The sequence below is a fragment of the Stenotrophomonas sp. ZAC14D2_NAIMI4_7 genome (assembly GCF_003086675.1).
Taxonomy (GTDB): Bacteria; Pseudomonadota; Gammaproteobacteria; order Xanthomonadales; family Xanthomonadaceae; genus Stenotrophomonas.
Map to the genome: position 1 here is coordinate 2,517,059 of NZ_CP025995.1, position 13,202 is coordinate 2,530,260.

A 13,202-nucleotide genomic window follows, 5' to 3' on the forward strand; every position below is an offset into this window, starting at 1 on the left:
CGAACGATCGCGGGGCGCTGCCGGCGTGCGCATGCGCGCAGCCAGGTGGGCACCCCACCGCTACTGGAAATGCAGGTACTGCGTTGGCGAGCGCTGACAGCCTGCCCATCGCAGGCAACAGGACGATGACACTGCCCTGCGGCTGTCGACGTCTTCGCCGCTGCGGCCACGCTGCCGGAGAGGTGGCGGTCGCAGCGGTCTGGGTAACAAGCGCGGAGTGAGAGTGTCGTGAACGGCACGCCGTGGCGTTGCGGATTCAGCCACGTGCCAGAAGGTACGAAATGCGCTGTCGTGCGGGGTTTCATGCACACCAGCGTAGCTGGCGTGTCGCTTTTGGCCTTGATCGCAATCAAGGCAGAAGTGTTGAACCAGGTCACGCTTCATCGATGACCCTGGCAAGGCGACTGCGCCGTCCGCACAGCCGCCGTGTCGCAGAATGCGACAGCACTACCGACGTATGCCGAACCGCCTCGGCACACGTCCCTGTGCCGTCAGCGCGGGCCCAGCACCGTCTGCAGATCGGTACCCTGCGGCATGCCCGAGCGACGCTGCACCTGGCCCTGCGCATCCTGGAACAGGATGCCCGGCGTACCCTGGAAGCCCAGCTTGATCATCAGTTCCTGGTTGGCGTTGAGCTTGCCGGCCAATTCGGGGCTGATCGTGGCCACCGGCTTGATCCCGCCCTGCTCGAACTGGTGCTCGTTCTGCAGCAGCGCCGCACTGGGGTCGCGCGCGGACAGGATGGCCGCTGCCTTGGCCGGGCTGTCCTCACGGATCACGCCCACCAGCACGTGGCGCAGCTGTACCTTGCCGGTATCCACCCACGGCCGTGCCGCTTCCCAGAACTTGTGGCAGTACGGGCAGTTGGCATCGCTGAAGGTGTAGACCACACGCGGCGCGTCGGCCTTGCCATCGCGCACCCAGGCGCTGCCCTCCAGATCCTTCCAGATGCGTTCGGACATCGGGCCGGCCACCAGCTTTTCCACCTTGTCGGTGGCCACTTCATTGCCCTGCGCGTCGAACAGGCTGCCGACCAGTACGTTCTTGCCATCGGCCGTCACGAAAGCGGCCGCCGGCTGCTGGCCATTGACCACGCCGGCAAAGCCACGCAGGCCACCGGGCGCATCGAACTCGGCCACGACCTGGAAGCCGTGCTTCTCGATGCCCTGCAGCACCGCCGGGCGATCGCCCTTGGCTGCGGCGGCTGCCGGCTGGGCGTCCGCCTTGCCCGGCGGGGTCTGCGCCTGGCTGCAGGCAGCCAGCGCCAGCAGTGCCGGCAGGATCAGGGCCTTGTGCGCAACGCGCGGGGAAATGGACAGCATGGGAACTCCGAAATGAAATGCGGGGGCAGGCTACCGCAGCCGGCGCAGTTTGTGTTCAAGGCCGGCGGCGGTCAGTTCACCCAGGTGCAGCTCCTGCAGGCGCCCCTGCGCATCGAAGAACAGCGTGGATGGGTAGGCCTTCACGCCCAGCACCGTGGATGCCTCGGACGCTTCATCCAGCAGCACGTTGTCCAGCGCAAGGCCATTGGAGGACAGGAATGACTGCACGTCCCCGGCGGTTTCGCCCTGGTTGACGAAGACGAACTGGATCTGTGGATGCGCCTGCTGTGCGTTGGACAGGACCGGCATCTCGCGCCGGCACGGGCCGCACCAGGTCGCCCACAGGTTCAGCACCAGCGGGCGCCCCTGGAACTGCTGCAGCGCCTGTGGCTGCCCGTGCAGATCCACCGTCTGCACGGCTGGCAGCGGCATGTGTGCGGCCTGCCACTGCGACAGCGCGATGCCGCCGCCCGCCCACAACAGCACACCCAGCGCCGCACTGCTGAAGACGGGCAGGCGCAGACGCGGATGCCGGCGCAGTGCCCACAGTGCCCAGCCGGCGCCTGACAGCAGCGCCACGGGGACCGAGTAGCCACCATCAGCGATCTGCAACACCGACCACGGTGACGGCCGATACAGTTCGAAGTTCAGCGCGACGAACGCCAAGCGCCCGCACAGCAGGCCCAGCAGCAGCATGTCCAGCACCACGCTGGCAGGCGACGGCGCTGCATCGCCGGCAGTGGCGCGCGGCCACAGGCGCGCCAGGCCCATGGACGCCAACAACGCCAGCACGATCAGAATCACCGGCATCGGCACCGGCCCTACACTCGACATACGTCACTCAATCCATCACAGCACACGCCATGTTCAAAGCCGCCCGCTGCAAAGGCAAGGGGCGGCCGGGCTGCCGGTCAGGCAGCATCGCGTCGCATCTGCAGTTCCGGCGATGGCCGCAGCCCGCGCACGGTGGCCGTTGCCGCAGCCACCGCGGCACGCTCGCGCTGCTTGTTGCAGCTCACGTGGCGCCGATAGTTGGCCGGTGTCATTCCGATGATGCGCAGGAACAGGCGACGGAACGCGCTCTGGTCGGCATAGCCCACACCCCAGGCGACCTCATCGATGCTGGCGCCCTGCTGCAGCATGGCCTGCGCCTTGGCAATGCGCAGCCGCTGGCAGTATTCGATCGGGCGCAGGCCGGTGGCCTTCAGGAAGCGGCGCTGCAGGGTGCGCGGCTCCAGCCCGGATATTTCACAGATACTGGTGAGCGTTGCGCCACGCGCCGCGGTGGTGTGCAGCCAGCGCTGCGCCTTCAGCACATCACGGTCGCCATGGGCGAAGTTTGCGCTGAAACGTTCCAGATCCTGCTGGATCGCCACCGGCACGCTGATGCCCAGCTGTGCGGCCACCTCGCTGGCCACGCCCTGCCCATGCAGCCGGTACAGCAGGCGCAGCCCCATGAAACGCCAGGCTTGGCTGCCGCCCACCGTCAACACATCACCATCGTCCACCAGCGCGCGCTCACTGGGGGCCCAGCTGGACGGTTGGCCCTGCAGGCCGGGATAGCGGCTCAGGTCCGGACCGGACACCGTGCGCCCGGCCAGCAGCCCGGCACGGGCCAGCACGCCCACGCCATCGCCGGCGGCCGCAAGCAGGCTGCCACCGTCGTAATGTGCCCGCAGCCAGTCCAGCAGCACATCTTCGGTACGCAGCGCGGCCCCGGGGCTGACCAGGGTCGGCAAGGCGATGACCGCAGGAATGGCCGCATCCAGCATGTCCGCACCCGCCAGCCGATGCACACCGCTGTTGCTGGCCGGCACGATCCAGCGCGTGATCAGCACCCGCCGGAAGGGGCGTTTCTTCTGCTGGGCCAGGCGATTGGCAACATGCGCCATCTCGGCAAGGACCGACGCCGCCGAGGGGTCACCACCCGGGTACTCCACCACTGCAACCTCCACGAATCCTTCGCTATTGAGTGCGTCCACAGCCCTTCCTCCATTCGTTCAGGCCATCCAGCGGCCGGTGCAGACGAAGGGTAGAAACCGCCCCGGAGCGGGGGCTATGAAGAAAGTTGCAAATATCCCTGAACGAGCGGCTTCCGCTCACAACCCTTGACTCTGGACCAGACTCAAGGGTTCACAATGGCCACAGATTCCACGGGAGTGCGCCATGAACATCGGGCAACTGGCACGCGAAGCGGGCGTGCCGATCGACACCGTCCGCTATTACGAGCGGCAGCAGCTGCTGCCCACTGCAGCGCGGTCAGCTGGCGGCTATCGCATCTTCGGCGTGCAGGACCTGCGCCGGCTGCGCTTCATCCGCCGCGCCAAGGCGCTGGGGTTCACCCTGGAAGAAATAGCCGAGCTGCTGGCCCTGAGCGACCGCCATGCGCAGGACATGGGCAGCGTGCGCGACACCGCACGGGCGCGGCTGGCCGATATCGAGCAGCGCATGGTTGAACTGCAACGCATGCAGGCGGCGCTGTCACAGCTGGTGGACGCCTGCCCCGGCCACGGCGCGCTTGAACAGTGCCCGATCCTGGCCGCGCTGACCGAGGACAACGCATGAACAGCACGCATACCGGCCGCGCGCACGACCACGGCGCGCCCGCGGCCAAGGCCAGCTGCTGCGGCGGCTCGAAGAAGACCGCCACCACGGTGAAGGACCTGGTCTGCGGCATGGACGTCGACCCGGCCACCACCCCACACCACGCCCAGCACCAGGGCACGGCCTACCACTTCTGCAGCGGCGGCTGTCGGCAGAAGTTCCTGGCCGATCCGCAGCGCTATCTGGACCCGGCTTCGCATGTCGCGCCCCCAATGCCGGCGGGCACGCTGTACACCTGCCCGATGGATCCGGAAATCGTGCAGGAAGGGCCCGGCACCTGCCCGATCTGCGGCATGGCGCTGGAACCGATGATGCCCAGCCTGGATGACGGCGAGAACCCTGAACTGACCGACTTCCGCCGACGCTTCTGGGTGTCGCTGCCGTTGAGCGTGGCGACCATGGCGTTGGCGATGCTGGCCATGACGCCCGTGCTGCATGCGATGTCGCCCACCGTGCGGGTATGGATCGAAGGCGCGCTGGCCACGCCGGTGGTGCTGTGGGCCGGTTGGCCGTTCCTGCAGCGCTGGGCGCAGTCGATCCGCAACCGCAGCCCGAACATGTGGACCCTGATCGGCACCGGCGTGATCGCCGCCTACGGCTACAGCGTGGTCGCCACCGTGGCCCCGGGCCTGTTCCCGCCCTCGTTCCAGCAGCATGGGCACGTGGGTGTGTACTTCGAAGCGGCGGCGGTGATCATTTCGCTCACCCTGCTGGGCCAGTTGATGGAACTGCGTGCCCGCGCACGCACCTCGGCCGCGATCAAGGCGCTGCTGGGGTTGGCGCCGAAAACCGCCCGACGCATCGACACCGACGGCAGCGAACACGACGTGGAATTGAGTGCCGTGAAGGCCGGCGACCGCCTACGCGTTCGCCCCGGTGAGAAGGTTCCAGTGGATGGCCGCGTGCTGGAAGGTCGCTCCACGCTGGACGAATCGATGCTGACCGGCGAACCGGTGCCCGTCAGCAAACAGGCCGGCGACAGTGTGATCGGCGCCACGTTGAACGGCTCGGGCGCGCTGGTGATCGAGGCTGAGCGTGTGGGCGATGACAGCATGCTGGCGCAGATCGTGCAGCTGGTGGCGCAGGCACAGCGCTCGCGCGCGCCGATGCAGCGCATGGCGGACAAGGTTGCCTATTGGTTCGTGCTGGCGGTGCTCGCGGTGGCCGTGTTGACGCTGTTCGGCTGGGGCCTGTTTGGCCCGGAACCGTCGTGGACGCATGGTGTGCTGAGTGCGGTGGCGGTGCTGATCATTGCCTGCCCCTGTGCGCTGGGCCTGGCCACACCGATGTCGATCATGGTGGCCACCGGTCGCGCTGCGCAGCACGGCGTGCTGTTCCGCGACGCCGAGGCCATCGAAGCACTGGTGAAGGTTGATACGCTGGTGGTGGACAAGACCGGCACGCTTACCGAAGGTCGCCCGGCGTTCGATACGGTGCATGCCACCGACGGCCACGCGCCCGACCAGGTGCTGCACTGGGCCGCCAGCCTGGACCAGGGCAGCGAACATCCGCTGGCCGCGGCCATCGTCGCCGAAGCACGCCTGCGCACGATGGAACTGCTGCCCGTGCAGGACTTTGATTCGATCACCGGGCTCGGTGTGGTCGGACGCGTTGAGGGACGCCAGCTGTGGCTGGGCAATACCGCCCTGATGGGCGAACACGGCATCGACGTGACGCCGCTGCAGGACACCGCCGATGCGCTGCGCCGGCGCGGTGCCAGCGTGATGTATCTGGCGGCGGACGGGCAACTGGCCGGCCTGCTGTCGGTGGCCGATCCGATCAAGCCCACCACGGCCGAAGCGATCGCCGCGCTGCGCCAGGATGGCCTGCGCATCATCATGGCCACCGGCGATGGCCTGCTGACTGCACAGGCCGTGGCCAGCACGCTGGGCCTGGACGAGGTACACGGCGAAACGCGCCCGGCCGACAAGGCGGCGCTGGTGGAGCAGCTGCAGGCGCAGGGTCGCACGGTGGCAATGGCCGGCGATGGCATCAACGACGCGCCTGCCCTGGCCAGCGCCGCCGTCGGCATTGCCATGGGCACCGGCACCGATGTGGCCATGTCCAGCGCACAGGTCACGCTGGTGAAGGGCGATCTGCGCGGCATCCTGCGTGCGCGCCAGTTGTCGCGTGCAGCCGTGCGCAACATGCGTCAGAACCTGGGCTTCGCCTTCCTCTACAACGGCCTGGGCATTCCGGTGGCGGCCGGCGTACTGGTGCCATGGGGCATTTCGCTGTCGCCGATGCTGGCTGCGGTGGCGATGAGCCTGAGTTCGGTTTCGGTGATCAGCAACGCGCTGCGCCTGCGTGCACAGCGTCTGCCAGGCAGCTGACACTGGCGCAGCAACGCGCGTGCAGAAAAGTGCAACAAACGCTTGCCAACCCCCGGGGGCACAGCTATTATTTCGCTCCTCAGCGACGTGGGGCCATAGCTCAGCTGGGAGAGCGCCTGCATGGCATGCAGGAGGTCAGCGGTTCGATCCCGCTTGGCTCCACCAAACTTTCGGCATTAGGCCGTCGAAAGGTCGCAAAGAACATTGATGAGATCTGCGTCCCCATCGTCTAGAGGCCTAGGACATCACCCTTTCACGGTGGCGACCGGGGTTCGAATCCCCGTGGGGACGCCAACTCATCACGAACAATCAGGACCCGGCCGATAACCGGGTCTTTTTTGTTCACCGCCCGCCGGCGTTCAGGTTGTGGCGTTGTGGATCCCCTGCCCTCTTGGCCTGGCGGAACCCAACGAAGAAAGCGAAAAAAAGCTTCCACAAAGGTGAATACGCTGGTAAGATAGGCGGCTCGGTAACACGGGGCCATAGCTCAGCTGGGAGAGCGCCTGCATGGCATGCAGGAGGTCAGCGGTTCGATCCCGCTTGGCTCCACCACTTTCGACATTAGGCCGTCGAAGGTTCTACAACTTGAAGTTTTTCGTGCGTCCCCATCGTCTAGAGGCCTAGGACATCACCCTTTCACGGTGGCGACCGGGGTTCGAATCCCCGTGGGGACGCCAGTTTCAAAACGGATTCTGCTCCCGGCAGATCATCCGCAGTTTCATTGGGGCCATAGCTCAGCTGGGAGAGCGCCTGCATGGCATGCAGGAGGTCAGCGGTTCGATCCCGCTTGGCTCCACCACTTCGACATTAGGCCGTCGAAGTTCTACAACTTGAAGTTTTCGTGCGTCCCCATCGTCTAGAGGCCTAGGACATCACCCTTTCACGGTGGCGACCGGGGTTCGAATCCCCGTGGGGACGCCAATTCTTGAAGACCCCGGCCTCGGCCGGGGTTTTTCTTTGCCTGTCCTCCAAGCATTGGTTTCAAAAGCGCCGATACATGCCGACCGACGCCGGTGCAGTGGGTGCGAACCCGAACTGCGCGTACAGGCGATGCGCCTCGCCATCGGCAAGCAGGCTCACATATGCCGACGGCGGCAGGTTGGCCCGCATCCAGGCATCCAGCCGCGCCATCACCTGCTTGCCCAGCCCCTGCCCCTGCAGGCGTGGCAGCACCGCGATGTCGCACACCTGAAGATGGCAGCCACCGTCACCCACTATCCGCCCCATCGCCACCAGTTCACTGCCCTGGTAGGCGCATACCCCGAACACGGTATTGGGCAACGCACGCTCGGCGGCCTCGGGGGTCTTGGCACTCAGCCCAGCCAGCGCCCGCAGCTGGCAGTAGTCTTCCACCGTGGGTACCGCGTCGCGGAACTGGCAGTCGCTTGCAGCATTCATACACGTTCTCCCGGATTGTCCGGCTATCCTGCCGCACTCCCGTCGCAGCCGCTGCGACCTCCACCGGCCACGCCCGCATGTGCTATTCCGCCCTGATCCGCGCCGACTACGCCAAGCTTGTCCGTGAATACGGCGCCGTGCTGTCGCTGGAGGAGTTCGCCGAACTGTACGCGCACGATCCCGGCAAGAAGCGGCCCAAGACCCCCAAAGCCATGGACGATGGCTTTGCCGGCGCGCGCACTGAGCAGGGCCGCGACATCGTGGCGAAGATCCAGCAATGGCACGCCGAAGAACAACAGGCGCTGCAGGCCGAGCTGGTGAAACAGAGCGAGCGCCGCGACATTGCCGCGGCCACTCTGGCCACCCGCCCCACGCAGAAGGCCCGCAACGACCTGCGCGTGGCCGGCAACCGCATCGAGCGTGCGCAGGCACGGCTGGACGACCTGCACCGCGTGCAGCTGCTGCCGCGCGACAACCGCATCTTCCCCGGCACCTATGCGCCGGTCATGGTCAGCGAGAACGGCCAGCGGGTGATCAAGCCGATGCGCTATCAATGCCGTCTTCCGGACAAACCGGCGCGCAACGACGTGCTCTATCCGGGTACCTACAACGCGCGACGCGACAGCCTGGAGGGCTACTGGCGCGGCGCGTTCGGCCTTCGCCACGGCGTGGTGATGGTGCGCGCGTTCTACGAGCATGTACCGCGCCATGCCATCGCCGGGCGACAGCTGGGCAGCGACGAGAAGGAACAGGACGTGATCCTGGAATTCCGCCCCGACCCGCCGCGCGACCTGCTGCTGGCCTGCCTGTGGGCGGAATGGGAAGGGCCCGAAGGCCGCCTGTTATCGTTTGCCACCATTACCGACGCGCCACCGGCCGACGTGGCAGCCGCCGGCCACGACCGCGGCGTGGTGCCGATCCGCCCCGAACATCTGGATGGCTGGCTGAATCCTGATCCGGACCAGCTGGGGCTGCAGTACGCGATCCTGGACGACCGCGAAGACATCCACTACGTGTACGAAGAGGCCGCCTGACTGGATCGGCCCACCGCACGCTGCAGCGCAGTGCACAGATCGATGGACAGGTAAGGCTTGACCAGCAGCACGCCGGCGCCCATCGCGGCCGGCAACTGCGCGGCGCTCATGCCGGTGGCCAGCACGAACGGTACGCCCGCCTCGACCAGGGCCGTCGCCACCGGTTCGCTGGTTTCGTTGCGGGCCAGGCGATAATCCAGCAGCACCACGTCCGGGCGTTGGGCGGCCAGCAGACGCAGGGCATCGGCCACCGAAGCGGCCACACCGACCACTTCGGCGCCGAACTGTTCCAACTGCATCTGCAGCAGCGAGGCGCTCATTTCGTCGTTCTCGACCACCAGCACCCGAAGGTCCTGCAACGGTGACATGGGCTCTTGCTCCGGCACGTGTTAAGCCGTTGCAGTATAGCCATCACAGTGCCGTTACCGACAAATTACGGGGGGATCGTCTCAGTTTCCGGCGCCCTCTATGAACAGCCGTCGGGCTCGGTTACACTAGCCCGCTGCTGCCGGTGTGGCGGAATGGTATACGCAGCTGACTCAAAATCAGCCGGGGGTAACCCCATGAAGGTTCGAGTCCTTTCACCGGCACCAACGCATCAAAGGCCAGGTCATCGACCTGGCCTTTGGCGTTTCTGGGCCTGCCGCGCGCTCACACCACCCGCAGCACCGGCGCATGCCCGGCAGGCCCGTGCCCTGCCCCGGCCTCTACCCGGAACCCGGCCACGGTCTGTAGCAGCTGCGCCGACTGCTCTTCCATGCTGCGCGCCGCTGCCGATGCCTCTTCCACCAGCGCAGCATTCTGCTGCGTGCCCTGGTCGATCAGGTCCACGGCCTGGTTCATCTGCTGGATGTCGTCGCTCTGCTGCTGCGCGGCGCTGCTGATGTCGGCCATCAGATCGCTCACGCGGCGCACGTCGCGCACGATCTCGTCCATCGTGCGCCCGGCGCTTTCCACCTGGGCGGTACCGGCGCCGACATTGGCCACCGATTCGTCGATCAGGCGCTTGATCTCCTTGGCTGCGCTGGCCGAGCGCTGTGACAGCTCACGGATTTCGGTGGCCACCACGGCAAAGCCACGCCCATGCTCACCGGCGCGCGCGGCTTCGACCGCGGCGTTCAGGGCCAGAATGTTGGTCTGGAAGGCGATGCCATCGATCACCCCGATGATGTCGACGATGCGCCGCGACGAAGCGTTGATGACCGCCATCGTGGACACCACCTCGTGCACCACGCTACCACCACGCGCAGCCACTTCGGCCGCGCCGCCGGCCAGCGCGCTGGCCTGGCGGGCATTGCCGGCGGTGCGCTGCACGGTGTCGGCCAGCCCCTTCATCGAAACGGCCGTTTCCTCCAGCGATGCGGCCTGCTGTTCGGTGCGCTGCGACAGATCGCTGTTGCCCAGCGCAATCTCGCTGGCACCCACCGAGATGGTGTCGGCGGCGAACTTGATCTGGCCGATGATGCCGGCCATGGTCTCCACCAGCGCGTTCACGCCCTCGCACAGCTCGGCCACCGGGCCGCGCTTGCCGTCCAGCGGAATGCGACCGGTCAGATCGCCCAGCTTGGCAGCCGCCACCACTTCGCGGGTCTGCGCCACGGCCTGCTGCATGGCCTGGCTTTCGTGCATCTGCGCGGTGATATCGGTGGCGTACTTCACGACCTTCAGCGGTCGGCCGTTCACGTCCAGGATCGGGTTGTAGCTGGCCTGGATCCACACCTCGCGGCCGTTCTTGCCCAACCGCCGGTACTGGGCCGCGTCATATTCGCCGCGCCCCAGCTTTTCCCAGAACTGCTTGTAGGCCGGGCTGGCCCGGTACTCCGGTTCGACGAACAGCGAGTGGTGCTGCCCCTTCACCTCGTCCAGCGTGTAGCCGGTGGCGGCCAGGAAGTTCGCGTTGGCGGTCAGGATCCGCCCGTCCATGCTGAACTCGATCACCGCCTGTGATTTGTCGATCGCCGCCAGCTGCCCGGCCAGCTCGGCGGCCTGCTGCTTCTGCGCGGTGATGTCGGTGGCGAACTTCACCACCTTCACCGGTCGCCCGAAGCGGTCCAGCACCGGGTTGTACGAGGCCTGGATCCAGATCTCGCGGCCCCCCTTGCCGAAACGGCGGTACTGGCCCGCGTCGAATTCGCCCTGCCCCAGGCGTGCCCAGAACGCCCGGTACTCGGCGCTGCGGGCGTGCTCGGGGTCTACGAACAGGGAATGGTGCTTGCCGCGGATCTCATCTTCGGTGTAACCCACCGCCTGCAGGAAGTTGTCGTTGGCCTGCAGGATGGTGCCGTCCAGCGCGAATTCGATGACCGCCTGCACCCGGTGCAGCGCCGCCACCTGCGCGGCCATGTCGGCGCGCTCGCGTTCGGCCGTGGTCTCGGACGCGGCGGTGCCGCCCTGCCCGGCCAGACGCCCCTGCAGGGCGCGCCAGAAAGACCAACGGGACGGTGTGTCTGCCGGCGCCTGCGCGCCCGCGGTGAAGCCTGGCATGAGCATGGTCTGTTCCTTGGTTTCCGTGAGCGGTGCGACCCATGGGCGGAATGCCCACGGGAACATCGATTGCCTGGAACCTGCAGACACCTGGGGGGCGGCGTCACTCGAGCGATGGCGCGGAGCGGCAGCAAGCGCCTCCGGCAAGGGAGGCAGTCTGGATATCGGCCGCCATTACCGGGCCTTGAGGACTATTTTTGCAGCGTCGGTTCAGCCCCGGCGCCAGATTGCCCAGCGCAGCACGGCCACGGCCAGCACCGACGGCAGGTAGCCCACCGCGCCTACCAGCGCCATCAGGGCAGCGTTCACCCATGGCCCGCCCCCGCCCAGGATCCAGCTGGTGTGCTTAAGAATGTACAACGCCCCCGGCAGCACCAGCAGCGGCGCCAAGCGCAGCAACTGCCACGGCCACCGGACCGGGCCAATGAAACCGGCCAGGGTGCCCAGCAGGGCGCCGACCATCGCGATGGGGATGACCGCTTCCATTCACATGTTTCCTTCGTGTGCGGCAGACAGTGTCGCGTGCACGCCTTGAACCCGCGATGCACGCCCGGGCCCGAAGGTTTACATGACCTCCGGGAGATATGCCGGCCTGCACGCACTGGCAGGCTGTGCACTCTCAGGGAAGCCCCTTCATTCAAGGAAACTGCATGTTCCGACGCCTGCGCTGTCTCGTCCTGTTGTCACTGTGCGGTGCCAGTGCTCTGGCCGCTGCCGACGACGGGCGCTACCGCCCCTCGTTCCATCCCGATCAATTGAAAGGCCCGCCCGCCGGCCGGGTGAACGAAGTACTGGTGCTGGGCAGCCCGCACCTGTCCGGTCTGCCCGAGGCGTTCAAGCCTGCGCAGCTGGAACCGCTGCTGGGGCGCCTGCAGGCCTGGCAGCCCACCGCGATCGCCGTAGAGAACGTGTCCGGCCTGCAGTGCGATTTCATGCGCCGCAATCCCACCCGCTATGCCGACAGCGTCAAGAGCTACTGCATCGACACCGCCCCGGCACAGGCCGCCACCGGCATGGATGTACCCACCGCCAATGCCGAAATGGAGCGCCTGCTGGCGGCCTGGCCGACGGCGCCGACGCCGGCACAGCGTCGCCACCTGGCCGCCGTGTTCCTGGCCGCAGGCGAGCGCGGTTCGGCCATCGTGCAGTGGCTGCGCCTGCCTACCGCCGAACGACGCGCGGGCGACAGCCTGACCGCGGAACTGGTCGAATTCCTGGACGCCCGTGCGGCACGCAAGGACGAAGTCAGTCTGGTCGCCGCAAAGCTGGCCGCACGCCTGGGCCTGGAGCGGCTGTGGTCGGTGGATGACCACACCGCCGATGCCCCTACCCCGCAGAAGCTGGAGAAGGACTACGCCAAGGCGATCCGCGCAGCATGGAACACCCCCGCCGGGGCAACACGGCGGGCAACCTACGACCGCCTGTACGCCGATGTCGCCAAGCCTGACGGGCTGATGGCGATCTACCGCAATGACAATGATCCGGCCACCGCCCGGCTGGTGTATGACAGCGACTTCGGCGCAACACTGGTCGAGCCGTCGCCGCAGGGCTTCGGGCGCAGTTACCTGGGCTACTGGGAGACCCGCAACCTGCGCATGGTCGCCAACATCCGCGACGTACTGGGCCAGTACCCCGGCACGCGCATGCTGGCCATCGTCGGTGCGTCGCACAAGTGGTACTACGAAGCCTACCTGGACCAGATGCACGACGTGCAGCTGGTTGATACCGCGCCGCTGCTGCGCTGAGGGCCGCGCAACCGTTTCAGCCTCCGAGAGTCGAGCTTGCACGGCGCTACGAACGCCTGCGCCGGGCCAGCATCGCGCTGGCCGCCACGATCCACCCCAACGTGACCAGCAGCGCGCTCACCACGCCCCACTGCAGCACCGGCACCAGCGCCTGGGCCTGCGGATCCATGCGCAGCTGTTCCAGCCGCAGCCAGCCGGCCAGCGCCAGCACCCAGCCAATGAACGCCGGCGCGTAGGCGCCGCTGATATTGCCGATCCAAGCATTCATGCCGTACTCCCATG

12 protein-coding genes and 7 tRNA genes are annotated in these 13,202 nt (G+C 67.0%); 11 read left to right on the forward strand and 8 right to left on the reverse strand.

Annotation, left to right across the window (positions count from 1 at the left end):
• Positions 1-491: 491 nt before the first annotated feature.
• The 3 genes from dsbG to C1922_RS11565 all read right to left on the reverse strand — a co-directional run bounded on the left by dsbG (position 492) and on the right by C1922_RS11565 (position 3,304).
• Positions 492-1,322, reverse strand: a complete 831-nt coding sequence (gene dsbG / locus C1922_RS11555; RefSeq protein ID WP_108749891.1) for a thiol:disulfide interchange protein DsbG — start codon at positions 1,320-1,322, stop codon at positions 492-494.
• Positions 1,323-1,352: 30 nt separating this feature from the next.
• A complete protein-coding gene (locus tag C1922_RS11560) occupies positions 1,353-2,156 on the reverse strand; it encodes a TlpA disulfide reductase family protein (RefSeq protein ID WP_108749892.1) in 804 nt (267 codons plus the stop codon).
• Positions 2,157-2,233: 77 nt separating this feature from the next.
• The gene (locus C1922_RS11565; RefSeq protein ID WP_108749893.1) at positions 2,234-3,304 is read right to left on the reverse strand and encodes a helix-turn-helix domain-containing protein; all 1,071 of its coding nucleotides are present in this window, start codon (positions 3,302-3,304) and stop codon (positions 2,234-2,236) included.
• Positions 3,305-3,488: 184 nt separating this feature from the next.
• Here C1922_RS11565 and C1922_RS11570 point away from each other — a divergent pair, with 184 nt between their 5' ends.
• The 8 genes from C1922_RS11570 (at position 3,489) to C1922_RS11605 (ending at position 7,180) form a co-directional block, all read left to right on the forward strand.
• Complete coding sequence (locus tag C1922_RS11570; RefSeq protein ID WP_108749894.1) at positions 3,489-3,887, forward strand: heavy metal-responsive transcriptional regulator; 399 nt, start codon at positions 3,489-3,491, stop codon at positions 3,885-3,887.
• The gene (locus C1922_RS11575; RefSeq protein WP_108749895.1) at positions 3,884-6,259 is read left to right on the forward strand and encodes a heavy metal translocating P-type ATPase; all 2,376 of its coding nucleotides are present in this window, start codon (positions 3,884-3,886) and stop codon (positions 6,257-6,259) included. Before C1922_RS11570 ends, C1922_RS11575 begins: the two co-directional genes overlap by 4 nt.
• 89 nt (positions 6,260-6,348) lie before the next feature.
• A tRNA-Ala gene (locus tag C1922_RS11580) sits at positions 6,349-6,424 on the forward strand.
• Between the two features lie 53 nt (positions 6,425-6,477).
• A tRNA-Glu gene (locus C1922_RS11585) sits at positions 6,478-6,553 on the forward strand.
• Between the two features lie 182 nt (positions 6,554-6,735).
• A tRNA-Ala gene (locus C1922_RS11590) sits at positions 6,736-6,811 on the forward strand.
• Between the two features lie 49 nt (positions 6,812-6,860).
• A tRNA-Glu gene (locus tag C1922_RS11595) sits at positions 6,861-6,936 on the forward strand.
• 46 nt (positions 6,937-6,982) lie between these two features.
• Positions 6,983-7,058 (forward strand) — tRNA-Ala (locus C1922_RS11600).
• A 46-nt stretch (positions 7,059-7,104) separates the two neighbouring features.
• Positions 7,105-7,180, forward strand: a tRNA-Glu gene (locus C1922_RS11605).
• Between the two features lie 60 nt (positions 7,181-7,240).
• On the opposite strand, the gene C1922_RS11610 is transcribed toward C1922_RS11605, so the two are convergent.
• Positions 7,241-7,657 carry a GNAT family N-acetyltransferase gene (locus tag C1922_RS11610; RefSeq protein WP_108749896.1) on the reverse strand — a complete coding sequence of 139 codons (417 nt, stop codon included), beginning with the start codon at positions 7,655-7,657 and terminating at the stop codon, positions 7,241-7,243.
• A gap of 77 nt (positions 7,658-7,734) precedes the next feature.
• Between C1922_RS11610 and C1922_RS11615 the strand changes: the two genes are divergently transcribed.
• Complete coding sequence (locus C1922_RS11615) at positions 7,735-8,691, forward strand: SOS response-associated peptidase family protein (protein ID WP_108749897.1); 957 nt, start codon at positions 7,735-7,737, stop codon at positions 8,689-8,691.
• Here the strand turns inward: C1922_RS11615 and C1922_RS11620 are convergent.
• Positions 8,667-9,059 (reverse strand): response regulator, encoded by a 393-nt coding sequence (locus C1922_RS11620; RefSeq protein WP_108749898.1) that lies wholly within the window; start codon positions 9,057-9,059, stop codon positions 8,667-8,669. The genes C1922_RS11615 and C1922_RS11620 overlap by 25 nt on opposite strands.
• 139 nt (positions 9,060-9,198) lie before the next feature.
• Between C1922_RS11620 and C1922_RS11625 the strand changes: the two genes are divergently transcribed.
• Positions 9,199-9,284 (forward strand) — tRNA-Leu (locus C1922_RS11625).
• Between the two features lie 58 nt (positions 9,285-9,342).
• On the opposite strand, the gene C1922_RS11630 is transcribed toward C1922_RS11625, so the two are convergent.
• Both C1922_RS11630 and C1922_RS11635 read right to left on the reverse strand, forming a co-directional pair.
• Positions 9,343-11,181 carry a methyl-accepting chemotaxis protein gene (locus tag C1922_RS11630; protein ID WP_108751574.1) on the reverse strand — a complete coding sequence of 613 codons (1,839 nt, stop codon included), beginning with the start codon at positions 11,179-11,181 and terminating at the stop codon, positions 9,343-9,345.
• Positions 11,182-11,385: 204 nt separating this feature from the next.
• A complete protein-coding gene (locus C1922_RS11635) occupies positions 11,386-11,661 on the reverse strand; it encodes a hypothetical protein (protein WP_108749899.1) in 276 nt (91 codons plus the stop codon).
• Between the two features lie 164 nt (positions 11,662-11,825).
• On the opposite strand from C1922_RS11635, the gene C1922_RS11640 reads away from it, so the two are divergent.
• On the forward strand, positions 11,826-12,920 hold the full coding sequence (locus C1922_RS11640) for a DUF5694 domain-containing protein (protein WP_108749900.1): 1,095 nt from the start codon (positions 11,826-11,828) through the stop codon (positions 12,918-12,920).
• A 46-nt stretch (positions 12,921-12,966) separates the two neighbouring features.
• Here C1922_RS11640 and C1922_RS11645 read toward each other — a convergent pair whose 3' ends face one another.
• On the reverse strand, positions 12,967-13,188 hold the full coding sequence (locus C1922_RS11645; protein ID WP_108751575.1) for a hypothetical protein: 222 nt from the start codon (positions 13,186-13,188) through the stop codon (positions 12,967-12,969).
• Positions 13,189-13,202 lie beyond the last annotated feature (14 nt).

Bases quoted from the DNA above. Each gene is read 5' to 3' on its own strand.
- dsbG (WP_108749891.1), bottom strand. From the start codon at position 1,322: ATGCTGTCCATTTCCCCGCGCGTTGCGCACAAGGCCCTGATCCTGCCG.
- C1922_RS11645 (WP_108751575.1), bottom strand. From the start codon at position 13,188: ATGAATGCTTGGATCGGCAATATCAGCGGCGCCTACGCGCCGGCGTTC.
- C1922_RS11620 (WP_108749898.1), bottom strand. From the start codon at position 9,059: ATGTCACCGTTGCAGGACCTTCGGGTGCTGGTGGTCGAGAACGACGAA.
- C1922_RS11575 (WP_108749895.1), top strand. From the start codon at position 3,884: ATGAACAGCACGCATACCGGCCGCGCGCACGACCACGGCGCGCCCGCG.
- C1922_RS11570 (WP_108749894.1), top strand. From the start codon at position 3,489: ATGAACATCGGGCAACTGGCACGCGAAGCGGGCGTGCCGATCGACACC.
- C1922_RS11560 (WP_108749892.1), bottom strand. From the start codon at position 2,156: ATGTCGAGTGTAGGGCCGGTGCCGATGCCGGTGATTCTGATCGTGCTG.
- C1922_RS11635 (WP_108749899.1), bottom strand. From the start codon at position 11,661: ATGGAAGCGGTCATCCCCATCGCGATGGTCGGCGCCCTGCTGGGCACC.
- C1922_RS11630 (WP_108751574.1), bottom strand. From the start codon at position 11,181: ATGCTCATGCCAGGCTTCACCGCGGGCGCGCAGGCGCCGGCAGACACA.
- C1922_RS11610 (WP_108749896.1), bottom strand. From the start codon at position 7,657: ATGAATGCTGCAAGCGACTGCCAGTTCCGCGACGCGGTACCCACGGTG.
- C1922_RS11640 (WP_108749900.1), top strand. From the start codon at position 11,826: ATGTTCCGACGCCTGCGCTGTCTCGTCCTGTTGTCACTGTGCGGTGCC.
- C1922_RS11615 (WP_108749897.1), top strand. From the start codon at position 7,735: ATGTGCTATTCCGCCCTGATCCGCGCCGACTACGCCAAGCTTGTCCGT.